General features: G+C 59.7%; 17 protein-coding genes and 1 tRNA gene. 10 read left to right on the top strand and 8 right to left on the bottom strand.

Going from position 1 to position 24164, the window contains the following annotated elements; genetic code table 11:
* Positions 1-3 precede the first annotated feature (3 nt).
* From DKW72_RS05630 to DKW72_RS05615, 4 genes are all read left to right on the top strand, one after another.
* Positions 4-2388 (top strand): glycoside hydrolase family 31 protein, encoded by a 2385-nt coding sequence (locus DKW72_RS05630; protein WP_111641372.1) that lies wholly within the window; start codon positions 4-6, stop codon positions 2386-2388.
* A 356-nt stretch (positions 2389-2744) separates the two neighbouring features.
* Positions 2745-3170 (top strand): Dabb family protein, encoded by a 426-nt coding sequence (locus DKW72_RS05625; RefSeq protein WP_111641371.1) that lies wholly within the window; start codon positions 2745-2747, stop codon positions 3168-3170.
* Between the two features lie 139 nt (positions 3171-3309).
* Positions 3310-4140: an HDOD domain-containing protein gene (locus tag DKW72_RS05620; RefSeq protein WP_111641370.1), complete on the top strand. Its 831-nt coding sequence runs from the start codon at positions 3310-3312 to the stop codon at positions 4138-4140.
* A 29-nt stretch (positions 4141-4169) separates the two neighbouring features.
* The gene (locus DKW72_RS05615; RefSeq protein ID WP_111641369.1) at positions 4170-4439 is read left to right on the top strand and encodes an acylphosphatase; all 270 of its coding nucleotides are present in this window, start codon (positions 4170-4172) and stop codon (positions 4437-4439) included.
* Between the two features lie 437 nt (positions 4440-4876).
* Here DKW72_RS05615 and DKW72_RS05610 read toward each other — a convergent pair whose 3' ends face one another.
* Both DKW72_RS05610 and DKW72_RS05605 read right to left on the bottom strand, forming a co-directional pair.
* Positions 4877-8008, bottom strand: coding sequence for an efflux RND transporter permease subunit (locus DKW72_RS05610; protein WP_111641368.1), 3132 nt, complete (start codon positions 8006-8008; stop codon positions 4877-4879).
* A 9-nt stretch (positions 8009-8017) separates the two neighbouring features.
* Positions 8018-9073, bottom strand: coding sequence for an efflux RND transporter periplasmic adaptor subunit (locus DKW72_RS05605; RefSeq protein ID WP_111641367.1), 1056 nt, complete (start codon positions 9071-9073; stop codon positions 8018-8020).
* 187 nt (positions 9074-9260) lie between these two features.
* Here DKW72_RS05605 and DKW72_RS05600 point away from each other — a divergent pair, with 187 nt between their 5' ends.
* Positions 9261-9845 carry a BLUF domain-containing protein gene (locus tag DKW72_RS05600; RefSeq protein WP_111641366.1) on the top strand — a complete coding sequence of 195 codons (585 nt, stop codon included), beginning with the start codon at positions 9261-9263 and terminating at the stop codon, positions 9843-9845.
* A 54-nt stretch (positions 9846-9899) separates the two neighbouring features.
* On the opposite strand, the gene gcvH is transcribed toward DKW72_RS05600, so the two are convergent.
* The 3 genes from gcvH to DKW72_RS05585 all read right to left on the bottom strand — a co-directional run bounded on the left by gcvH (position 9900) and on the right by DKW72_RS05585 (position 11831).
* Positions 9900-10289 carry a glycine cleavage system protein GcvH gene (gene gcvH, locus DKW72_RS05595; protein ID WP_111641365.1) on the bottom strand — a complete coding sequence of 130 codons (390 nt, stop codon included), beginning with the start codon at positions 10287-10289 and terminating at the stop codon, positions 9900-9902.
* Positions 10290-10319: 30 nt separating this feature from the next.
* Entirely contained in the window at positions 10320-11402 is a 1083-nt protein-coding gene (gcvT, locus tag DKW72_RS05590) for a glycine cleavage system aminomethyltransferase GcvT (protein WP_111641364.1), read from the bottom strand.
* 147 nt (positions 11403-11549) lie between these two features.
* On the bottom strand, positions 11550-11831 hold the full coding sequence (locus DKW72_RS05585) for a hypothetical protein (RefSeq protein WP_111641363.1): 282 nt from the start codon (positions 11829-11831) through the stop codon (positions 11550-11552).
* 39 nt (positions 11832-11870) lie between these two features.
* On the opposite strand from DKW72_RS05585, the gene DKW72_RS16345 reads away from it, so the two are divergent.
* The gene (locus DKW72_RS16345) at positions 11871-12311 is read left to right on the top strand and encodes a hypothetical protein (RefSeq protein ID WP_198411235.1); all 441 of its coding nucleotides are present in this window, start codon (positions 11871-11873) and stop codon (positions 12309-12311) included.
* An 803-nt stretch (positions 12312-13114) separates the two neighbouring features.
* On the opposite strand, the gene DKW72_RS05570 is transcribed toward DKW72_RS16345, so the two are convergent.
* From DKW72_RS05570 to DKW72_RS05560, 3 genes are all read right to left on the bottom strand, one after another.
* Positions 13115-17065: an RHS repeat-associated core domain-containing protein gene (locus DKW72_RS05570; RefSeq protein ID WP_157960403.1), complete on the bottom strand. Its 3951-nt coding sequence runs from the start codon at positions 17063-17065 to the stop codon at positions 13115-13117.
* A gap of 210 nt (positions 17066-17275) precedes the next feature.
* The gene (locus DKW72_RS05565) at positions 17276-18949 is read right to left on the bottom strand and encodes an ABC transporter permease (protein WP_111641359.1); all 1674 of its coding nucleotides are present in this window, start codon (positions 18947-18949) and stop codon (positions 17276-17278) included.
* Entirely contained in the window at positions 18949-19968 is a 1020-nt protein-coding gene (locus DKW72_RS05560) for an extracellular solute-binding protein (RefSeq protein WP_111641358.1), read from the bottom strand. Before DKW72_RS05560 ends, DKW72_RS05565 begins: the two co-directional genes overlap by 1 nt.
* A 248-nt stretch (positions 19969-20216) precedes the next feature.
* Between DKW72_RS05560 and DKW72_RS05555 the strand changes: the two genes are divergently transcribed.
* The 4 genes from DKW72_RS05555 (at position 20217) to DKW72_RS05540 (ending at position 23958) form a co-directional block, all read left to right on the top strand.
* Positions 20217-22403: an AsmA family protein gene (locus DKW72_RS05555; RefSeq protein WP_111641357.1), complete on the top strand. Its 2187-nt coding sequence runs from the start codon at positions 20217-20219 to the stop codon at positions 22401-22403.
* Complete coding sequence (mutY, locus tag DKW72_RS05550; RefSeq protein WP_111641356.1) at positions 22400-23458, top strand: A/G-specific adenine glycosylase; 1059 nt, start codon at positions 22400-22402, stop codon at positions 23456-23458. Before DKW72_RS05555 ends, mutY begins: the two co-directional genes overlap by 4 nt.
* Before the next feature lie 60 nt (positions 23459-23518).
* Positions 23519-23797, top strand: coding sequence for an oxidative damage protection protein (locus DKW72_RS05545; RefSeq protein ID WP_111641355.1), 279 nt, complete (start codon positions 23519-23521; stop codon positions 23795-23797).
* Between the two features lie 85 nt (positions 23798-23882).
* A tRNA-Phe gene (locus DKW72_RS05540) sits at positions 23883-23958 on the top strand.
* The last annotated feature ends 206 nt before the right edge of the window (positions 23959-24164 follow it).

Below are 24164 nucleotides of genomic sequence, written 5' to 3'. Positions count from 1 at the left end.
ACCATGGGGTGCTCAGGCGTATTGAAATGGCTGGTAGCGGCGCTGGCGTTCTATGCGCCGCTGGTTTTCGGTCATAGCTATCAAAGCCATCAGGTACTCGATGATGCCCTGGTGATCGATACCGATCGCGGACAGCTCACCCTGCGCTTTCACCACCCGGCGGTGGTGGAAGCTTTTTACCAAACCGATGGGGTAAAACAGCTGCCCTCGTTTACCTTGCCCGAAGACAGTCGGGCGTTGTCGGCACAGTTGAGTGAAGCGGATAACCGGCTGCACTTCGGCACCGATGAGCTGACGGTCAAGGTCCAGAAACGGCCTCTGCGACTCAGCTACTATCGTGATGGAAGACGTCTGGTGGGAGAAGAAGCGGGTCTGTTTCAACACGAAACCCTGCGCGGCTTTCGATTTGATCTGACCGACGACGAGAAACTGTTGGGCGGTGGTCAGCGGGTGTTGGGTATGGATAGACGTGGCCATCGGCTGCCGCTCTACAACCAGGCCCACTACGGTTACAGCACCGAATCCGAGCAGATGTACTTCAGTATTCCGGGGGTGATCTCCAGCAACAACTACGCCCTGGTGTTCGATAACTCCGCTACCGGTGTTATGGATCTGGGGGCGACGGAAAAAAACGTTTTGCAGTTTGAAGCGGTCGCCGGTCGCACCGGGTACATTGTAGCCGCGGGCGAACACTTGCCGGATATTGTCGACAACTACGTGAGTGCCAGTGGTAAACCGCCGCTGCCGCCGCGCTGGGCGCTGGGCAGCTTTGCCTCGCGTTTTGGTTACCGCAGTGAGCAGGAAGTGCGCGATACCGTCAAAGCCTACCGCGACCTGGCGATCCCTCTGGACGCGCTGGTGATCGATCTCTTCTGGTTTGGCGAGGACATTCAGGGGCATATGGGCAACCTCGCCTGGGATAAAAAACATTGGCCTGACCCCGAGAAAATGTTGTCCGACCTGCGCGCGGACGGAGTCAAAACCATCCTGATTACCGAGCCTTTCGTTCTCACCACCTCCAAGCGTTGGGATGAAGCTGTACGCGAAGACGTACTTGCCAAAAACTTCGGGGGTAAACCTAAAACCTTCGACTTCTATTTTGGCAACACCGGCATCATTGACGTCTTCGATCCCAAGGCCAAGGCCTGGTTCTGGAACATCTACAAAGAACTGACCGACCAGGGCATCGCTGGTTGGTGGGGCGACCTGGGCGAGCCGGAAGTGCACCCCTCGGATACCCTCCACGCCATCGGCACGGCGGATGAAATCCACAATGCTTACGGGCACGAGTGGGCGCGCCTGGTGTACGAGGGCTGGCGCGCGGACTATCCAGAGACCCGACCCTTTATCATGATGCGTGCTGGCAGCACCGGCTCCCAGCGCTACGGCATGATCCCCTGGACCGGGGATGTTGAGCGCAGTTGGGCCGGCCTGGAGCCGCAAGTGGAATTGGCGCTGCAAATGAGCCTGTTTGGTTTCGGCTATATCCATTCGGACCTGGGGGGCTTTGCCGGGGGCGAGCAGTTTGATCCCGAGCTCTATATCCGCTGGCTGCAGTACGGCGTGTTCCAGCCGGTGTATCGTCCTCATGCCCAGGAAGAAATCGCTCCCGAGCCGGTGTTTCACGATGGTTTAACCCAGGATATCGCCCGGGAGTACATCAACCTGCGCTATCGGTTGCTGCCCTACAACTACACTCTGGCTTATCGCCACAGTATGGACGGCACGCCGTTGATGCGTCCGCTGATCTATGCCGAGCCGGATAACCTCAAGCTGCTGGACGAGCGCAACAGCTACCTCTGGGGCGATGCCTTTTTGGTGGCACCGGTGACCGAGCGCGGTGTGCGCGAGTGGCCTGTGCGCTTGCCCGAAGGAGTGTGGTTTGACTACTGGAGTGGCGAGCGTTACGAAGGCGACCGCGAACTTAAGGTCGCCGTGGACATGCGCATGATTCCGGTGCTGGTCAAGGCCGGCAGTTTTATTCCCAAGGCGCCTCTGACTCAGTCCCTCGATCACTACACCGGTGAAAAGCTGGAGTTGCATTACTACGCCGATGCCTCGGTCAGTCGCGCCACCGGTGAACTGTTTGACGACGACGGCGAGAGCTACGACAGCTTGCACGTGGGTGACTACGAGCACTTGCAGTTCGTGGCGGAGCAGAGCGAAACGGCCCTGACCATCAGCCTCAGCCGTGAGGGTGATTATTCGGGCCGCCCGCACAGCCGGGAAATCACGCTGGTGGTTCATCATGCGCCCAAGGGCTTTGAACAAGTCCTGCTTGACGGTGAACCGCTTGACGCCGAGTACGTCAATCATGATCGTGCCAGCGGACATTGGGACGTGCGCTTTGAGTGGTCGGGCGCGGAAGCGGAACTCGAGTTTCGGTAAGCGTCAGCGTTTGTTGCGTAATGCCTTCGTGATGTGGTGCCACAGGTGTCGGATTACGCCTTTGGCTAATCCGACCTACTTGAATAATGGCGCCTTGTCCCGTGTAGGTCGGATTAGCCCCGCAGGGGCGTAATCCGACAACTGAGGCCCACATTTTATTTAAGCGCCTGTCGACCTGCCGTACCCAATGCGTCCAATGCTACCCCCCCCAATCTTCTATCATCCTCGCTCTGTTAATTCCTGTTAATTATCAGCCCCCTCTTTTTCACTCTTCTCAGACAGGCTAATATCCGGAACGGTCTAAAGCGCCCGACCCGTCGGGACCTTTCCTGTCCATTGCTCAAGGAGCTTCGGTTATGACTCTACCCAAAACTTCGCGTCGCCAATTTCTGGCCGGCGCTACCGCAGCCGGTGCCGCGGCATTGATGCCTGCAGCTTCCGCAGATCACCACCAATCGGCCTCGACCTCACTGCCAGCCGTGGCACACAGCGTTTTCTTCTGGCTGAAAAACCCTGACTCGGCCGAGGATCGGGCAGCATTGATCGCCGGCATCAAAACTCTGGCTGGCATTGCCCAGGTTCGGGGCTTACACGTGGGGGTGCCGGCGTCTACCGAGCAGCGTGACGTGGTTGACAGCAGCTATGATGTGTCCGAATTGCTGTTTTTTGATACGGCCGAAGATCAGGACGCCTATCAGGTCGACCCGATCCATGAGCAGTTTGTCGCTGATTGTGCCCATCTGTGGCGCGAAGTCGTGGTTTACGATTCGGTCGCTGTGTGAGCCGACGCGCCAAGTGAGTGCATGCTTGGCGCATCTTTCAACTTCTCTTTTCTTAACACTCTTCGCCGTACTTGCGCTAACTGTCAGATCGACTTATCGCCTAAAATAAGGGGGTGTGTTTGGGGGATGGAGAGGTAGCATGAGCGGGCGGGCGAAGCAGTTACTGGCAATTTTGCAGCGGGATATTGCTGAAAATCGTGTCATTTTACCCTCCCTGCCCGAAGTGGCTTTTCGGGTTCGACAGCTCACGGCCGACCCGGATTGCTCGGTTGCCCAGTTAGAGCATGAAATTACAAAAGACGCGGCTATCGCAGCCCGTCTGGTCAAAGTTTCCAACAGCACGGCGGTGCTACGCGGCAAGCCGGTCAGCTCCTTGCATCAGGCGATTACCAATTTGGGTTTTGATCTGGTGCGCTCACTGGTCACTCAGCTGGCCATTCTGCAGACCATGCAGCATCACAAAAGCGACGCGCGGATGCGCGGCTTTGTCGCAGGCAGCTTGCGTATCAGCGCTCTCAGCCACACCTTGGCGGGCTACCAGAAGCATCTCGACCCCGAGCAGGCGGCCCTTGGCGGCCTCCTGCACGATATCGGCAAGCTGCCTTTGCGGGAGTTCCTGGGCCAGCGGGCAGAGTTGAATGATCAGCAGCGTTTGCATGTAGAGCAGATTCTTCACCCGGTGGTGGGGGCTTTGATGTTGCGTCGTTGGCAGATGCCCGAGGCACTCGTAGAAATGGCCCGCCACCATGAAAAAATTCTGCGTGAATCCGGCCAAGCCAGGGCCGACTACGTCGACATCGTGATTGCGGCCAACCTGCTACACTATGGCACAGAGTCCGGGCGCTATGCGCATTACGCCGGACTGGACATCCCGGCACTCAACAAATGTGTGCACGGCCATGCCGAAGAGCAGGTGCATCAAACCACCGAAGAGCGCATGGCGATGGGCCTGAACATGATCGACGCTTGAGGTGGTGAGCGCGAGGAAAGAGGTGAGTTATGCAGCAGACTCGTCGTTACCGTATTGCCGGGCGCGTGCAAGGGGTTTTTTATCGCGCCAGCGCTCGCAGCAAGGCGCAGGAGTTGGGTTTGTGTGGCTGGGTTCGCAATCTGGCCGATGGTCAGGTGGAAGTACTTGCAACCGGCGATGCACAAACCTTGAGTGATTTTGAGGAGTGGATGTGGCAAGGGCCGGAGCGGGCGCGGGTTGAGGGCCTTGATATCGAGGTTGAGCAGTTGCAGGTGTTTGAGGGGTTTCAGATCGTCTAACAAACGAGCCCGGTGCCTCAGTGTCGGATTACGCCTTCGGCTAATCCGACCTACTGGAGGCCGTGCGCCATTGCTGGGGCTTTGTCGGAATACGCTGCGCTAATCCGACCTGCTGGAGGCCCTGCGCCATTGCTGGGGTTTTGCCGGAATACGCTGCGCTAATCCGACCTGCTGGAGGCCGTGAGCCATTGATGGGGTTTTGCCGGAATACGCTGCGCTAATCCGACCTGCTGGAGGCCGTGCGCCATTGCTGGGGTTTTGCCGGAATACGCTGCGCTAATCCGACCTGCTGGAGGCCGTGCGCCATTGCTGGGGTTTTGCCGGAATACGCTGCGCTAATCCGACCTGCTGGAGACAGCGTGCCATTGGTCGAGTAGGTCGGATTAGCCGAAGGCGTAATCCGACACCTGAGGCACCTCCATCGAAAGAGTCTTCGCTTACCCCACCAACTTATGCTTCATCCACTCGGCCCCGCGGCTGCCCACCAGATACAGACAGGGCACCACCAGCAAGGTCAAAAACATCGCCCCGAGCAGGCCGCCGATCACGGCAATCGCGAGCGGGCGCATAATCTCCGCACCTTCACCCAGGCCAATGGCCAGAGGCAGCATCCCCACCACGGTCGTCAGTGTGGTCATCAAAATCGGCCGGAGCCGAATGCCGCCCGCTTCGATCACCGCATCGATAATCGCGAGCTTGTGCTGCCGACGCCCGATCTCGATATACTCCACCAGCAGAATCGCGTTGTTGACCACAATGCCAATCAGCAGAACGACGCCGATCATGACCGGAGCTGACAGGGGTGTCGCGGTGGCCCAGAGGATGGTGACCACCCCGATCAGCGACAGGGGGGCCGCCGCCAGGATCACCAGGGGGTTGGTCAGGCGCTCGTACTGCACCGCCAGCACCACAAACACCAGGAACAGGGCCAGTAAGATCACCTGGCGCAGCTCCCGGTTGGTTTCCTGAATGGCTTCCCACTGCCCACCAAAAATCAGACTGTAGCGGTCGGACATGTCAAGGTCGCGCAAGCGCTCCTCGACCTCGCCCATGATGGTGCCCACATCCGACACCTGGGTGTTGATGTCCCCGACTACACGCTGAATGCGACTCTGGTTTTCGCGCTGGATATGGGCGGGGCCAGTGGTCATCTCAAAGCGGGCGACATCGCGCAGCAGGATGGCCTCGCCCTGATGGCGGAACAGCAATAATTCACCCAGGGTTTCCGGGTTGGCGGTTTCTTCGCGCGGCAGGCGCACGCGCACGTCGTACTCGACACTGCCGCTGATATAGCGGGTCGGAATGGCGCCGTTGACGGCCATACGGATGGCTTCGCCCACATCGGACACATTCAGGCCAAGGTCGCCGGCGCGCTCGCGGTCTACGCGAATGCGCACCAGCGGGCTGCGCGAGTCCCGCCCGACTTCAACGCCCTCCAGTCCGGGAATACCTTCAAGCAGGTTGGTGATGTCCCGGGCATAGTTTTGCAACTGCTCCAGCTCGGGGCCGACAATGGTGATGGCAAAGTCGTCGCCGGTGGTGGTGAAGCGCAAACCGCGAATCGACGGCGGCCGGACGCTGACCCAGACCCCGGGCAAGTCGAGGGCATTCAGTTGGCGCTGAGCCTGCGCGACCCAACGGCCGGCGGTCATGTCCGGGCGCTCAATGGCGGGCGTCAATTGCACGTTCATACGCGCGGTGCCGGGGCGCTCGTTGATGGCACCGCCGCCGAGGTGGCCACCCACCAGGGTAAACAGGGTCTCCACATGGGGCATGTCGCGCACGTTGTTTTCGATAATGCGCGCGATGCGATCGGTTTCTTCTGGCGGACTGCCGGAGGGCAAACCGATACTGACGGAGACGCTACCGTCATCCACCTGGGGCAAAAACTCGTTGCCCAGACCTTCTCCCACCTTGAGAGCAACAAAAAAACAGAGCGCGGCGAGGGCCAGAACCAGCCAGCGAAAACGAAGGGCGGTATGCAGAATCTTCCGATAGATGGCGCGCGCATGGTCGATCAGACGGTTGAAGCTGCGTTGAAATTTGCTGTGTTCGAAGCCGCTTTGGAAGCGGATTTTTCCGAGCAGCGCCGACAGCATGGGGATCAATGTCAGGGCGGCGGCCAGGGTCGCGAGGATGGCGAAAGAGATGGTCAGAATCAGGTCGGTAAAGACCATGGCCGCCATGCCGGAAATCAGCAGAAAAGGCAGTACGGCCGCCAGGTTGGTAAAGGTCCCGGCGGTGATTGCTCCGCGCACTTCGGCGGCGCCCAGGTGAGCGGCATCCTCCGCGGATTCTTTCATTTCGTCCCGATGCCGGTAGATGTTTTCCAGCATCACAATACCGTTGTCGAGCAGCAGGCCGACGCCCAGAGCCAAACCGCCGAGGCTGATGATGTTCAGAGTCACGCTGCCAATGCCCATGAGGGCAAAGGTGGCCATGATGGCAATCGGTATTGACAGTCCCACGACAAAAGCCTTGCGCAGGCTGCCCAGAAACAGCAGTACCAGCACCATGGCGAGGAGTCCGCCGAGTATGGCGGCACTGGCGACACTGGCAATGGCGCCGCGGATAAAATAGGCCTCGTCACCGATGGCCTGAAATTCGATGTCCTCGGGCATAAACCCGGAGCGTTCGAGGCGATCGATAGTGGCCTGGACAGCCTCGACCACTTCGACAGTATTGGCGTCGGGCTGCTTGAACACGGAAACCTGGGCCGACGGGGTGCCGTTCAGGCGTACAAACAGGCGCTGCTCCTGGTGACCGTCGGTCACCTCGGCGACATCACTGACGCGGATACGGTCGCCGTTGGGCAGGGGCACCAGCACCCCTGCAATGTCCTCTACCGAGGTGAAAAGCCCATCGGTTTTGGCCATCACGTCAAAGTCGCCGGAGGTCATCCAACCCGAAGCGATATCGACGTTCTCCATCTCCAGAGCCGCGACGATGTCGGCCATGGTGAGGTTGAAGTGGCGCAGCCGATGTTGGTCGATCTCGACCCGCATTTCGCGCACCAGACCGCCGGCGGTCTCCACCCCCGCGACCCCGTAGATGGCCACCAGTTGGGGCGTCAGCTGATGTTCAACCCAGTCCGCCACCTCAACTTCTGAGCGCACGGCGGAGCTGAAGCCCGCCTGCCACACAGGCTCCTGCGCCGGGTCAAACTTGTACAGGCGCGGGGGCTCGATGTCGCTCGGCAGCTGAGTGCGCGCCAGTTCCAGGTAGCGCGAGGCGTCCTGCAGGGCCAGATCCAGGTTGGTGCCCGGGGCAAAGTGCAGGTTGACGTTGGTGCGCCCTTCAGAGGCGCGACTGTCGATGGAAATCAGATTTTCGGTGGCCGCGAGGTTGCGTTCGAGTACGCGGGTGACCTGTTCTTCCATGACCTCCGGTGCCGTGCCCGGGTAGTTTACGGTGACCCGGATTTGAGGAATATCGATGGTTGGCAGCAGGTCAATGGGCAGGCGCTCGACAAAGAACAGACCCAGTACAAAAACCACTGAAGACAGCGCCAGAGTGCCAATCGGGCGGCGAATCGCGGTACTGGTGAGGCCGGTGTATTTCTCGCTCATAACCCGCCTCTAATCCCGGTGCCCGACGATCCGCACTTGCTGGCCCTCGCGCATGTCGATGGGGTTGCTCGCGAGTACCACTTCACCCGGCTGCAAACCATCGGTGATTTCGGTCCAGCCGCCACGGTTGATGCCGATGGTGACCGAGCGGCGCACCAGGCGATCGTCTTCGACCATATAGACGTAGCTGCCCTCGTCATCGGCGCCCACGGAGGGCGTGGGCAGGGCCAGCACGTCGGCCCGGGCATCGACGTCAATCTGTACGCGCGCCAGATAACCGGGTCGCACGCCGCGAGCGTCGGCATCCCCGGGTAGCGCCACCTCTACCGTGACCAGCCGGCTGCCGGTATCGGCGGCAGGGAAAATACGCCGCACCGTGCCCGTAAACAGCTGCTCCGGCAAGGCATCCAGGCGGACACTGGCCAGTTGTCCGGGGACCAGGTGGGCGACATCCACCTCCGGTAGTCCCGGGCGCACCACCAGCTCATCGATGGCCGCCAGCTCGAACAGGGTGTCGTGCTGCTGCACGGCTTCACCCAGCTCGATATGTCGACGGGTAACCACCGTATCCTGCGGCGCCACGATGCGACCAAAGTCGACCCGGGTACGCCAGAGATCGCGCTCACTCTCGGCTACCCGCAAGTTGGCGAGGGCTTGCTGATACTCAGCCAAGCTGACCGCCCGACGCTCGCGCAGCTCCACCATCCGCTCGTAATCCAGACGGGCACGCTCTTCCTCGGCTTCGGCGCGGGCCATTTCGGCACGCTGCTCTGACATGTCCAATTCCGCCAGCACGTCGCCCTGTTCAACGCGGTCGCCTTCCTCTTTGTGAAGCCGATGGACGGTGCCGGTGGTTCGGCTGGCGAGGCGGATATGGACCCGGGGCTCCACCGGGGCGCTGACCATCACCCGGCGCGACATGTCCCGAGGCTCCATTTCCATAACCGCAACAGCCGTGCCCCGGCGCTCAGGGCCGGTATCGTAATCATCGGTGCGGTTACAGCCGGAGAGCGCCAGGCTGGCACCGGTGAGAAGCAAGAAAAAGCGCATTGCGACAGGGTTCATGGCGTCAATTGCCTGTAAAAACAAGGAGGTGGCGAAATATTACCACTGTAACAGCTGCTCTGTGGGTCAATCACCACGCAGGGGGTTAAGAAGTGTAACCCGCTTTGTTGTGATTGGTGACAACCAAATGACACTCCGTGGCGTATATCCCCCAAATATCTGACAACTTTTACATCAGGATAAGTTTATGAGTAGCGCAAACCCGGATTTGATTCGAGTGGTGTACATCAGTCGTGCCAATTTCACGGTGGCCTCGGCTGAAACGGGGGTGGAGCCGACGGTAGCCCGGATTCTGCAGGCGTCGCGCATCAACAACCCCAAGCTGGCGATAGGTGGCCTGCTCTATTATGGCGACGGCTGCTTCTTTCAATGTCTGGAGGGTGAGCGCAGCGTAGTGGTTGAGCTGCTCAAAAAAATCAAGCGCGATCCGCGCCATAAAGATATGAAGGTGGTGTACCAGGTTTCGACCCAGGTACGTCAGTATTCGAACTGGTCCATGAAGTACATTCCGGCGAGCGACCGGGTGCAGTCGCTCCTGGCACACAACGGCCACAAGCGCTTCGACCCCTATCAGTTCGACAAGGAAATGGTGAAAAAACTGTTGCAGGCTTTCCGTCTGATCAATCACGAACGCGATCATGCCGATGAGCCGGGAAGCCTCGAGGCGGAGGGTGCAAGCCCAGCCGATCAGCGCAAAGCATTGGTGAAGTGGTTGGCGGCTCCGGTCGTGCTGGGTCTGTTGGCCGGCCTGGTGTGGTACGGCTACGCCTGATGCAAAAACGCCCGCGACGTTGCGCGGGCGTTTCCTGACTGATGCAGCTGCGTGTTACTCGCTTTCGATCAGGTTGCGGTAGCCGTTGGCATCGAGGGCGCCATCGAGTTCGCTCAAATCGCTGGGCTTGACCTTGAAAAACCAGCCGTCGTCAAAGGGCGAGCTGTTGACGGTTTCCGGTGCGTCTTCCAGATCTTCATTGATGGCGATCACTTCGCCCGATACCAGGGAGTAGATGTCTGAGGCGGCCTTGACCGACTCGACCACACCGGCTTCCTCGCCGGCGGTGACCTGGCTGCCCACCTCCGGGGTTTCCACAAACACCACATCGCCCAGGGCCTCCTGGGCGTGGTCGGTAATGCCGATGGTGACGGTACCGTCATCTTCAACGCGGGCCCACTCGTGGGACGAGAGGTATTTCAATTCGTCGCGAACTTCGCTCATGGTCAGTTTCCTGTTGATTTGCAGTCAGATTTAGTCGACGGCCTTGCCGTTGCGCACAAATACCGGTTTTCTCAGGGTGACGGGCAGGCGTTTGGAGCGTATCTCCACCTCTGCCTGGCCCACAGTGTCGGCGGGCACTCGCGCCAACCCAATAGAATAGCCCAGGGTGGGGGAGAAGGTCCCGCTGGTGATGATGCCTTCACCGCCTTCGGCAGTAATGACCTTCTGCCCGGCGCGCAGTACGCCGCGCTCGTGCAGGGTCAGACCCACCAGCTTGTGTTTTACACCGCTCTGTTTTTCGGCCTGCAGAGGCGCCCGGCCAATAAAGTCCCGCTCGCCCGGTTCCCAGGCGATGGTCCAGCCCATGTTGGCGACCAGGGGCGAGGTCTCCTCGTCCATCTCGTGGCCGTACAGGTTCATGCCGGCCTCCAGGCGCAGTGTGTCCCGCGCGCCCAGGCCACAGGGCGCTACGCCGACCGCCGCCAGTGCGCGCCAGAACGCGGGTGCTTCTTCACCGGGAAGGATCACTTCCAGCCCGTCCTCACCGGTGTAGCCGGTGCGGGCAATAAACCAGCCTTCACAGGCTTCGCCCTGAAACACCGAGAGGTTGTCGATGATGGATGAATACTGGCCGATGGCCTGCTTGACCCTGTCGATCGCCTCGGGCCCCTGAACCGCGACCATGGCCAGGGGCGGGCGTTCGGTCACGGTCGCGTCGAAATCGGCCGCCACCTGGCCCATCCAGGCCAGATCCTTGTCCCGGGTGGCGCAGTTGACGATCACCCGGTAGCTGTCGCCCAGGTTGTACACGATCAGGTCATCGATAACCCCGCCGCGCGTATTGAGCATACCGCTGTAGAGCGCCTTGCCCGGCTTGCCATCGAGCCTGGCCACATCATTGGCCAGCAGTGTGCGCAGATAGGCGCGAGCCTCGGCCCCGGTCACATCCACCACGGTCATATGGGAGACATCAAACATCCCCGCCGCCCGGCGCACCTGGTGGTGTTCTTCGAGCTGTGAGCCGTAGTGTAAAGGCATGTCCCAGCCCCCGAAATCGACGATTTTACCGCCCATTTCCTGGTGGATGGCGTAAAGCGGGGTTTTGTTGCCCATGTGATGAGGTTCCAGCCAGCTAAAAACGCGTAGTTTAACGCTTGGGCGGGGAATTCTCTACTTGAGCGGCGGTTTTCCTGTGCCCAGGTTCGTTCCCTGAGGAGGGGATGGGTTGTTCGGCCAGGATTAAGACGGCGTCACGCTGCTTTAGGGGTCGTCGGCCCAGAGGTAGCGGGTGCTGCCGAAGGTGTCGCGCTTCTTGATCCGCCGACCCAGGGGGGCGTAGCGGTAGTCGGTGCGTTGACCGTCTTTTTCGATGGCGACCAGTTGGTTGGCCAGGTTGTAGTGGTATTGGGTGGCGAGTTTGTCGCCTTTGCCGCGGCGCTCTTCGATCAGGTTGCCGCGGGCGTCGTAGTCGTAGCGCCGCTGGATGGGGCCGAGGTGTTTGTTGTTGGTGAACGCTGTGTTGGCGGGGCAGCCGGCCTGCACTTCGACTTGGTCAGATCGTGTGCGGCGACGGGTTTGAGTGTGAAGCTGGCCGGCATTGTGTTGGAGTCAGGACATTTAGTGATAAATCAGTTCTCTCATGATGGCCGAAGCCCGAACAAAGAGCTATCATCTAACCAGACAATCCTTATCCACCCCTGCTATTGGCTTGCGCTGAATGTTGCCCGAGACTATTTGAGCCAAGAAGACTCCGAAGAGATCTACGACGAGTACGAAAAATATGGAATAGATGTACACTCATCAGAGAAGGAAGAGCGATCAAAAAGAATAGGACGAATTGTTTCAGAACTTGAAACAATACCTGAAGGTCCTTCTGGAGCATCAAAATTTGAAGCTTGGTGCCATGAAGCGATACAAATTGTATTTGCGGCGCGACTTACTAATGTTGAGCTTGAAAACGATAGCCAAAGCCCAAAAATCAGGGATATAGAGGCCACAAATCAAGGCGGATCCAGGTTCTGAGAGCGCGCAGACAATGAATACGACGTAAAGCAAGTTCTTTTTAAGATTATAAATAAAAAAGGAGCAGATCCTGAGGATTACCTTGGTTTGCTCTCTAAAATGAAAATTGAACATGTAAGGTTGGCGTTTCTGATAACACGGGATCATGAAATTGCCCTCAGAGCAGGGAGAGAGCTCGACTACATGAGAGAAACATATCGCCAAAATAACGTTCTAATTATTAAACTTTCAGGAAAGTATCTAAGCGATTTAGTGTCCAAACTAAGGAACCCTCAAAAACATGATGCGCCAGAGAAATCTCTCCACGGCCTTCTAGAAACGTATTCCGTAAACTACCTAGGGCGGAATTCTTCAAAAAAACGGAAAGGAAGAAATAAATCTCGATAACTACAAATACAACCAGTTCAACGGAAAATTTTTACTTCTGAGTTTTCACTCGATTCAATGCAGTTAAGACGTTAAAGTGTCACGACCATGGAGATTCAACTGTAGTTGTCCATGCTTGATCTAGCAGCTGGCGGCTTTCGTTAAGACGCTTTTCAGGTCAAGGCTGGACTGCTGCACCCAGCACTCATCATGCCTACCCAAACATGTAAATCAGATCGTCAATTAACTCCTTTTCTTGGTCAGAATACTCTTGAATTTTAAATTTTCTTATCGACTCAAGAACACCTCGAACAGGCAGTCCGGGACGATTTTTGTCTTCGATAACACTTATCAATCGGTCCTGCTCTGATAGATCCGATACATATTTTTTTACTAGCTTCCCAAGCTCTAGCCTGGCTTCTCTGTCACTTATCATTTCATTTCTCTGGCAGGACATCGACTTTACTGGCCTTTATGTAAGTAGTGTTTTTGGGAACCACTTGACGAGCACCTCCCATTCCGTATTGCGGATATGCTGTTGTAAAGGGTTCCAAATCTGATCCTGTTCCACCATGACTATACGGAATCGCTACATTGGGGTTACCGTTTTCATAAAGCTGGAGAGTATCAAACTCCAAACGTAATCTGCCATCGCTCCATGCAGGGTCAGGATCTACTTTTGAGACATGCTTCGGAGCTCGAACTTGAAATGCATCGGTCACCTCATCGCCCGTATCGAACTTATCAAAGCCGAAATAGGAAAGTCGAGCCTCACTCGTTTTGATGGCATCCTGGGCGTGTTTATTCACCTTTCCGTCAGGATCCTTGTACTTCATATAGCGGTATCCAGTCGCTGGCAAAGTGGACTCGGACCCACTTGGTCCAACATAAAAATCAACCTCTTTACAACTCAACCCCAGCGGATCAACCCACTGCACGGGGTTCGGCGCATACTGATAACCGTTCGTGCCGCCCAGCAACCCAATCGGATCCTGGGTCGTAAACTGCCCGGTCTCGGGATTGTAATACCGATGGCGGTTGTAGTGTAGCCCGGTTTCCTCATCGAAGTACTGGCCCTGGAAGCGGATGGGGTTGTCGATTTCGTCGACTTCCTTGATCGCGATCTGGCCATAGGTTTTGTAGCGGGCTTTCCAGACGACCTGGCCGCTTTGGTTGGTCAGCTCCCTTGGGGTGCCCAGGTGGTCCAGGTGGTAGTGGTAGACGTGGTCGTCCTGCACCAGGGCCAGGGGGCGGAAGCTTTCGGGTTCGTAGAGGTAGGTCTTCTTCTGATGGTTGCGGCTCTCCTGCACCATCTGGTCGCCGGCCCACAGGTAGCGGGTCGTGCCAAATGTGTCTTCTTTGCTGATGCGGCGGCCCAGGGGGTCGTAGCGGTATTCGGTGATTTGGCCGTCTTTTTCGGTTTTTACCAGCTGGTTGGCCAGGTTGTAGTGGTAGTGGGTGACCAGTTTGCCGCCTTTGCCGCGGCGCTCTTCGATCAGGTTGCCGCGGGCGTCGTAGGTGTATTTGCGGTCGCCTTGGAGGGTGAGGCGGTTGCCGCTGGCCTTGCCGTGTTGCAGCAGGTTGCCCGCCGGGTCGAAGTCGAAGCTTTCCTCGAAGGTGCCTTCGACGCGTTTTAGGTGGCCCACCAGGTCGTAGACGTAGCGGTGCTGGGCGGGCCCGTCGGTCAGTTGGCTGAGGTTGCCAAATTCGTTGTAGCCGTAGTGGCGCTGCACCGGGCCTGGGTGTTTGTGTTGCTGGTGGACGCTGTGCTGGCGGGTCAGCCGGCCCGCCGGGTCGTAGTCGCTGTAGGTGGTCAGTTGGCCCTGGTGGCGGGCTTGCTCGCGGCCCAGGTGGTCGCGTTCGATGCGGGTGATGCTCTGGTCGTTGAGGCCGACGCCCGCCAGGCGCAGTTGCTCGTCGAACTGGTAGTCGATTTTCTGCCCGTCGGGCAGGGTCAGGCCGCTGCAGCGGCCGGGCCAGACGTAGCGATAGCGGATGTCCGCCATGCTGGCGGGCAGGCGTTCGCGCTGGGCGTTGAGGTCGCTGCGGTGCTCGTTGGTGACCCGGCCATAGGGGTTGTACTCAAGCTTGAGGTACTGGTGCTCGTTGTAGGTTTCGGTGAGCTGCCCGGCAGGGTCGTAGGCGAAGCGGGTGAGTTCTTCGGTCCGTTCCTGGCCGATACGGCGGCGGCGCAGGGTAATCAGGCGGCCCAGGGGGTCGCGCTCAAAGTCGGTAATGACTTCACCGGCGTCCAGGTGGCGAAGCAGGTGCCCGGCGGCGTTGTACTGGTAATGCTGGGTGCGCCCGTCAAAGCCCACTTCCTTGATCAGCCGTTCGTTGCCGTCGTAGACGAATTCGTAGCGCTCGCCGTTTTCGTTGATCAGGGCGGTGAGGTTGCGCTCGGCGTCGTATTCGTAGCGCAGCCGCTGACCTTCCGGATCGATGCGTTCAATTACCTGGCTGAGGCCGTCGTATTGCCACTGGGTGACGCGGCCGCGTGGGTCGCTGTAGCGGATCAGCTGGTCGTTGGTGTTATAGGTGTAGTGGTGGCGATCGCCGTTGCCGGCGATGACCTCAGAGACCTGTCCGGTGGGTGTGTAGGTAAAGCGGGTACTGCCCGCTTTGATGCCACCTTTGAGCCGCAGGTCCACCTGGATTAGCTGGCCCCAGGCGTCGTGGTGCAGGCGCCGCTGGTGGCCGTCCGGGTCGGTGATGCTGTGCAGTTCGCCCGCTGGCGTCCACTGGTAGCGGGTCTCCCGACCGGTCGGGTCGGTCACCTGGGTCAGCAAGCCGAGCTTGTTGTAGCGGTAGTGGGTGCTCAGGCCGTAGGGGTCCGTCGATTCCACCAGCTGTCCGCGGTTGTCGTAGCGACGGGCCCAGGTGTGGCCATTTTTGTCTTTGACGCGGGTAGGTCGCCCTTTGAAGTAACTCAGGCTGACGCGGTTGCCCAGAGCGTCTTCGATACCCGCCGGGCGCTTGTCGTCATCATAAAAATAACGCGTGGTATGGCCCTCGGGGTCGGTGTATGCAGTTTTGCGCCCCCGATCGTAGGCGTAGCGGTGCAGACCACCCTCGGGGTCCTTTTCGGTGAGGACCTGGCCGTAGTCGTTGTAGGTGTATTCGCGAGTGTGGCCGCGGCTGTCGGTGGCGCGGCTGCGGTTGTCGTCCGGCTCCCAATCAAAGCGGTAATCGTAAATGCCGCGCTCGCCCCACTGGCGGGTACAGCGTGCGCCCGGCTCTTCGCCGTCCCACTCAAAAAAGAAGCGAAAACCGGTTTTGAGGGTGCGCTCCTGAATCAGGTGGTTGCGGTAGCGGTAGAGTTCCTCAGCACCGGCGGCGTTGCGGTGGGTGATCAGGTCGCCTTCGGGGCTGTAGTCGTATTCGGCAAGGACTTTTTGTTGCGCACTTGGGCCGTCAACCAGCACTAGCTGGTGCAGGCGGTGGCGGTCGCCCCGGCGCAGCTCAAGACGCTTGCCCCAGTTGCCTTCCAGGCGTTGTAGGTGGCCATCGTTGTCGTAGTGAAGGCTAATGGCGAAGCCCAGCTCCGGCTCGTATTCACCCAGGTGCTGGCGCTCAGGGCGGTAGGCGGGGTGGCGCAATTGCAGCAGAACCATACGGTCGCGGCGACGGCCCACGTAGCCAAACACTTTGTGCCACTCGCCCTCTTGGCTGAGCACAAACTGGTTGCGTTCGGGCCGCTCGATGCGTAAGCCCTCGGACCAGTGGCGACTGTGGCCGCGCAGGGGCGGCAGGCTCAGGGCGAGCGCGCGACCATCGGCATCGTAATAGTTGAGCGTGTCGTCCTCGATGGTGAGGTATTCGCAGGCGGTGTGGGTCCAGCCGCAGCCAAGCCCGATGTCCTGGTTGCTACCGCTGCGGTAAGTGCGGGTCCAGTTCAGGGGCATGGGGCCGGGCAGCTGACCGTCGGTGAGCTGCAGCAGCTCCTCGCCGGTGATCATGCTGATGGGTTCGCCCTCGGTCGGGGAATCCTTGACCGGTGCCGTGCCGTCACTGGAAGGGGACGTACTGGTATCGGCCTCACCTGGTCGTTGCTCGCCCCCGCCCGGGGCCAGGGTATCGGCGCGCACCCCGGCATGGGTCTCGCCGTATTCAGCTTTTTCGTGGTGGCTGCGGATGGGTGTTGTGCCCGGTTGACCGGACGTGAGGCCATGACCAGACAGGTGTGGGTGCAGCTCCAGTTTCCGCTCGTTCAGTAGTCGCGTCAGTTCTTGGCGTACCCGATCGTTGGTTGCAAATGCCGAGGCGGTCTTGGGCTTGATACTCCGCCACAGTTCTTGCCATTGGTTGGCTGATGGAGCTGTGATATCGCGCACAAATTGTTGGCGCTGGCTGGGTGACAGGCGCGCCGCGTGGCACGAGTGAGACATTTGTGGGTTGGGGCGAGTGATAAGACGAAACTGCTGTCCTGTCCTTAGGTGACGAAGAATGTGTTTCATAATCCCTTACTGACGGCTGAAATGACGGGTCCGTTGAACGTTCTGCCAGATTTTACTGGGTAGGGATCAGGGAGGTGTTGAACAGGGTGACAAGGGGAGTAAAAATTTGTGTTTTGTGAGCTGTGTCACAGGCGTTTGGCGTTACCGCCGAATCCGCCCATGCCGAATCATCAGCATCACCGGGAAGATGCTCAGCAGTACCAGTGTCAGTGCTGGTAGGGCGGCGCGCTCCCACTCGCCTTCGGCGGTGAGCTCATAAATACGCACCGCGAGGGTATCCCAGCCAAAGGGGCGCAGCAGCAAGGTGGCTGGCATTTCCTTCATGGTATCCACCAGCACCAACAAGAAGGCGGTGAACAGCCCGGGGGTGAGCAGGGGCAGGTAGATGCGCCCGAGCACGCGCCACTGGGTGGCCCCCAGGGTGTGTGCCGCTTCCTGGTAGCTGGGGCGGATGCGTTCAATACTGGCCTGCACCGGGCCGTAGGCCACCGAGAAGAAACGGATCGCGTAGGCCAGGATCAGGGCCACCAGGCTGCCTACCAGTAGTTGCCGCGGTTCCAGCCCCAGGAGCCCCTGCAGTGGAATCAGCAGGTTGTTATCCAGGTAGGCGAAACCGATCATGATGCCCACGGCGAGTACCGCGCCGGGCAGGGCGTAGCCGAGGCTTGCAACACGCACCGGGCCGCTGGTCTGGTGGCGACCACTCAGACGCTGGCCGTAGGCCACCAGCAGGGCCAGGACCGTGGTCAGTGCCGCTGCGGCGCCGCCCAGGGTGAAGGTGTGGCGCACCAGTTCCCAGTAGCGGCGATTGAACAGGTTGCTCTCCTCACCCAGGGTCCAGATCACCAGTTGCGTGATGGGTACAACAAAGGCAATGACAAACACGGTCAGACAAAAGCCCGTCGCGGCCCAGGCCTGGACGCCGCGCAGGTGGTAGCGCTCGGTGTCCCGTTTGGGGGATTGGTGAAAGCGGCTTTTACCGCGGGCTTTCTGCTCGGCGTAGAGTGCCAGAGCGATAAACAGGAGCAGTAATGACGCGAGTTGAGCGGCGGCGGTGAGATTGAAAAAGCCAAACCAGGATTTGTAGATGGCGGTGGTGAAGGTGTCATAGTTGAACACCGAGACCGCGCCGAAGTCCGCCAGGGTTTCCATCAACGCCAGGGACACACCCACGGCAATGGCGGGGCGGGCCATGGGCAATGCCACCGACCAGAAGGCCTGCCAGGGCCCTTTGCCGAGCAGCCGGGCGGCGTCCATCAGGCCGCGACCCTGCGCCATAAAGGCGTTGCGGGCGAGCATATACACATAGGGGTAGAGCACCGCGCTCATCACAAAGACCACGCCCAGCGGACCGCGTACGGGGATAAAGCCGGTATCGGCCCCGAACCACTGACGCCAGGTGCTCTGTACCGGCCCCGAGTAATCCATCAGCCCCAGGAACACAAACGCGACCACGTAGGTGGGAATGGCCAGGGGTAGCATCAGCGCCCACTCCAGCCAGCGCCGCCCGGGGAATTCGCACACGCCGGTGAGCCAGGCCAGGCTGACGCCGAGTGCCAGCGTCCACAGGCCGACCCCGACGATCAGAATAAAGGTGTTTTCCAGTAAGCGCCCCAGTTGGGTGGCGATCAGGTGTTGCCAGACGTCAGTTTGGGCGTCGCCCCAGCTGAGCAGGATGACGCTCACCGGGAGCAGCACCAGAACAACCATAAACCCAATCGGCAGACGCCATAACCAGGACTGCCAGCGGGCCCCGTGGCGCCGCTGGCGAGTAGTATGACTGAGTGTGAGAGAGGGTGAAGCGCTGTCGGTCATTAACGGTAGCCGGCGCGATCCATCAGACGGATCGCCTGGGCCTGTCGTTGTCCGGCAGCTTCGACATTCATGTCATCAGGGATGAAGTCGCCCCAGGCCTGTACTTCTTCCGAGGGCTCGACGCTGCTGTTAGCGGGGTATTCCTGGTTGAGTCCGGCAAAGTCGCGTTGCGCCGCCGGGCTTGAGAGCCACTCCAGCAGCGCTTGCGCCGCCTCGGGCTGCTTGGCATGGCGGGTCAGGCCAGCACCGGACACATTGATGTGTACCCCGCGATCGCCCTGGTTGGGCCAGAACAAAGCCAGGGGAATATCCGGGTTATTGCGTTGCAGACGCCCAAAATAGTAAGTATTCACAATCGCGACATCACACTGGCCGGCGATAATGGCCTCCATCGTGGCGTTGTCGTTGGAGTAGGGCTGTGTGGCCAGGTTGTCGACCCAGCCGCGCACGATCTCTTCGGTGCGCTCTTCACCCAGTCGCTCGATCATGCTTGCTACCAGGCTCTGGTTGTATACCTTGCGCGACGTGCGCAGGCACAGCCGGCCTTGCCATTTGGGGTCGGCCAGGTCTTCATAGGTACTCAGCTCGCTTGGATCGAGGCGCTCGCTGGAATATACCAGTGTCCGTGCGCGCACCGATAAACCATACCAATGCTGGGTATCTGAGCGCAGGTGTGCCGGAACGTTTCGCGCCAGCACCGAGGACTCAAGGGGTCGCAGGACCTCTTCGTTCTCCGCCTGCCACAGATTGCCAACATCCACGGTCAGCAGAATATCGGCGGGGGTGTTGGGACCTTCGGCCTTGAGACGCTGGATCAGCGCGCCGGCATTGTCGGTGATATAGCGAACCTCCACCCCGGTTTCTTCGGTGTAGCGATCGAACAGCGGCTTGATCAGGTGCTCGGCGCGCTCGGAATAAACGGTGATGACCTTGCGCTCACTGTCGCCGCTGTCACTACAGCCGGCGATAAACAAAAGCGCGGATAACAGGGCTATCAGGCGAACGGGCGAAGCGGGCATAGTGTCCTCCGGCTATGAGAAAGTGATAAAGATGATAACCATTCTTATTATCATAAGCAAACGCTTTGTGGTTTCTTTTTGTCAGGCGTGCGTCGCGCACCTATAGTTAAGGACAGTCGCTGCGCGGCCCGCGAAGTCACCCGACGGGTTCACAGATTTGTCTGTAGATTGTGAATGCCTGTTCCGGGCGCGCCACTTTCGAATTACACTGACAGCCTTGCCTGGCTGACTCTCAAAGGGAGCTTATTGTGAAACGCTTGCTGAAAATTTTTGCCGTCTTGATCGCCTTGCTGGTGATTCTGGTTATTGGTTTCTTCCTGTTCTTCGACCCCAATGTTTTCAAACCGCGTATCGAATCCATGGCCCGGGAGCAGGGTGTGGATCTGCGTATTCAGGGCGATCTGGGCTGGCAGCTCTGGCCCAGTATCGGGGTCGAAGTCAACGGTATCCGGGTGGCGGCCGTAAGCGAACCTGAAGACGCGATTGCGGAGCTGGATCGGGCGAGTCTGCTGCTGGCTTTGCGGCCGCTGTTTCGGGGTGAAGTGCAGGTGCATCACGTGATTGTCGAAGGCGCGCGCATCAATGCCCGTATCGACGAGGAGGGCGTGGGCAACTGGGAGGCGTTGCTGCCGGATGATGACGCGCCTGACACGGCGGCCGAGCCAGAGCCTGAGGTGACCGACGAGGAGGACCGGGAGTTGGTGCTGGCGGTCGAGCGTATCACCCTGCGCGACAGCGCACTCAGTTACAGTGACGCCCGTACTGGCCAGGCATTTGAGGTGCAGGATCTGGGCTTTGAGCTGCGCAACTTCAACCTCCAGGGCGAGCCCTTCGACTTGCAGAGCAATTGGATGCTGCGCATCACCGACCCCGAGCTGTTCGATGGTCAGACCCTGAGTCTGTCGGGCGAGTTGCGCGGCGACCTGCAGGTGGCGGCCGATTTTGACAACGCGCGCCTGACTGACGGTCGTCTGGAGCTGACGGCCTCCCGCGGCAATGAAAGTGCCGATATGACCGTGGAGCTGGGCGGCAGTGCGCGCAACCTGCTCGAAGACCTGAGCTTTGATGTCACCCTGCGTTTGCGCACCATGAACCCCCGCGAATGGCTGGCGGTGATGGCTGTGCCGCCTTTGGATATGGCGGACGACAGTGCCTTGACTCGCCTCTCGGTGCGGGTTAACGCCTCTGGTGACCTGCAACAGGTCGCTCTTGAACCCATTCAGATCACTCTGGACGACACGCGGATCAATGGTCATGTCCGGGTGCCGGACCTCGAGGCCATGGCGCTGCGCGTGGTGCTCAACGGTGACCAGTTGGACGTGGACCGCTACCTGCCGCCACCGGCCGATGAGGACGAGGTCGTAGAAGACGAGGCCACAGGGGATGAGGAATTGATCCCTCTGGAGCTGATCCGGGAGCTGGATCTGGAGCTGGTGCTTACTTTTGATCAATTGACGGTCATGGCGTTTCCCATGCGCGATCTGGAGGTGCGCCTGAGCGCCCGGGATGGTCAGGTGAACCTGGATCCGGCACGACTGAATCTGTACGACGGCACCGTGGGTCTGACAGCGAGTCTTGACGCGCGCGGCGACACCGCCGAGATCCGCTTTGACGCCGGCGTTGATCAGGTCCAGCTTGAGCCCTTTATGCGCGATCGCGAACTGGACGAGATGATCGGTCTGAGCGGTGCCATCACGGTCGCGGCGGAGGGCAATACCCGGGGTGTGACCATGAATCAGATCATGGGCAATATGCACGCCGATGCCAGTCTGTCCGGCGCCCAGGTAAGGGTGGCGCCGATCAATGTCGAAGAGCTGTTCTGCCAGGCGGTCAATACGCTGAGTCGGGTCGAGCGCGGCGACCGGGATTGGCCGGACTACACCGAGATGCGTCAGTTGGCAGGCACTGTGCAAATGCGCGGTTGGGAAATCACAGTGGAGGAGTTCAATGCGGGCGTGCAGCAGTTGATCATGGGGCTGACCGGCGGTTTAAACCTGGACACCAGCGCTTACGACATTCGTCTGCCCCTCCGCCTGGGGGAAAGTCAGACCAGTGAGCACGGTTGTCGCATGACCAGCAATTACTGGGTTGATCGGAGCCTGTCGCTGGTGCGTTGCCGAGGCACCTTGACTGAACTCAACCCGCTTGCCGATTGCCGTATCGACGGCCGCGGCCTGGAATCTCTGGCGCGGGAGTTTGCCGAGTTCCAGGTGCGTGAGCGTTACGGTGACCAGATTGACGATGCCCAGCAGCGTATTCGTCAGGAGGAGCAGCGAGCCCGCGACGCCGCCGAGGCGGCTCGCGAGGAGGCCGAGCGCGAGCGCGATGAAGCCCGTCGCGAAGCTGAGGAGCGTCTGGAGCGCGAGCGTCGCGAAGCGGAAGAGCGTGCCCGGGAGGAAGGGCGCGACCGGCTTCGGGGGCTGATTGGCCGATGACCACTGATGTCTTTGCTCACGCCGTGCTGGACTGGTTCGATCAGCACGGTCGTAAAGGGTTGCCCTGGCAGCAGCAGATCACGCCCTACCGGGTCTGGTTGTCGGAGATCATGCTCCAGCAAACCCAGGTGAATACGGTCATTCCCTACTTCGAGCGCTTTGTTGGGCGCTTTCCCGATGTCGCGGCCCTGGCAGCCGCGCCACTGGATGAGGTATTACACCTCTGGACCGGATTGGGGTACTACGCCCGGGCGCGCAACCTGCATCGCTGCGCCCAGGCGATTGTGAGCGAGCATGGGGGCGAATTTCCCGGTTCGGTCGACGCGCTCGCGGCGCTGCCGGGTATCGGCCGCTCCACCGCCGGGGCTATCGTCAGTATCGCGTTCGAGCGGCGCGCGCCCATCCTCGACGGCAATGTCAAACGGGTGTTGGCGCGTTACCACGGCATCGACGGCTGGCCCGGCAAGACCGCCGTGCTCAACCAACTCTGGTCTGTCGCCGACACGCACACCCCGCCGGAGCGCAGCCGGGATTACACCCAGGCCATGATGGACATGGGGGCCATTCTTTGCACCCGCTCGCGCCCGGCCTGTGACCAGTGTCCGGTTCAGGGTGGCTGTCACGCTCACGGTGCTGGCGATGTCAGTCGTTACCCGGGCAAAAAACCGAAAAAGGCGCTGCCGGTTAAAAGCGTGCAACTCCTGATGGTGCGCGATCCGAACGGCGAGATTCTGTTGGAGCAGCGCCCCGCCCAGGGTATCTGGGGCGGACTCTGGAGCTTCCCGGAGCTGGCGCGCGACGCCAGTGCCATCGGTCATGCCGAGCAGGCCTACGGTCCGGTCGCCGACATTGAAGTCTGGGATGGTTACCGCCATACCTTCAGCCACTACCACCTGGATATTGTCCCGGTATTACTCCAGCTGGCGCGTGAGCCGGCTCAGATTGCCGACGTTGACCGCCACCGCTGGTACAGCCTGCACAATCCCCCCGACGTGGGCCTGGCGGCGCCGGTCAAACGCCTGCTGGAACAGCTGCGGGAATTGGCTCCGGTGTAGTCTGGCGCGCCCTTGGGTTACAATCGTGTCTTTGTGCACGAATCACAAACAGGAGCTGTCATGCCGCGCACGGTATTTTGCCGCAAGTACAAACAGGAACTCGAAGGCCTGGATCAGCCGCCCTATCCCGGTCCCAAAGGCCAGGATATTTTTGAAAACGTCTCGCGCCAGGCCTGGCAGGAATGGATGGCGCATCAGACCATGCTCATCAACGAAAAGCACCTGAACATGATGGATATGGGCGCACGTACCTACCTGAGTGAGCAGATGCAGAAATTCTTGTCCGGCGAAGCGTATGACGAAGCCGAGGGCTATGTACCCCCCAGCGAAACCCCATAATTTTTTGCCTAAGCCCTTGACTCAAAAGCGATGACCGGTTTTAATACGCGCCTCTCGCAGTGACGCCCTCGGCGCCCGAGAATTTGCCCGGATAGCTCAGTCGGTAGAGCAGTGGATTGAAAATCCTCGTGTCGGTGGTTCGATTCCGCCTCCGGGCACCATAAATTTCGAAAAAGCCTCGGTAGTGCATTCGCCACCGGGGCTTTTTTGTATTTGGGAGGGGCGTAATCGAACACTCTTTCCTCGGTGGTTCGATTGACTCGGGCCATCCGTGGCCCTCGCCCTTCGGGCAGCTGCGCTGTCAAACGCGGCTTTCCTGCCGCGCTTTCCGCCGTTGGCTGGATGGAAACCACAACGGTTCGACAAA

Source organism: Marinimicrobium alkaliphilum (genome assembly GCF_003259155.1).
GTDB classification, from domain to species: domain Bacteria; phylum Pseudomonadota; class Gammaproteobacteria; order Pseudomonadales; family Cellvibrionaceae; genus Marinimicrobium_A; species Marinimicrobium_A alkaliphilum.
Note: the sequence above shows the minus strand (reverse complement) of the source record. Positions and strands in the feature narration are given on the sequence as shown.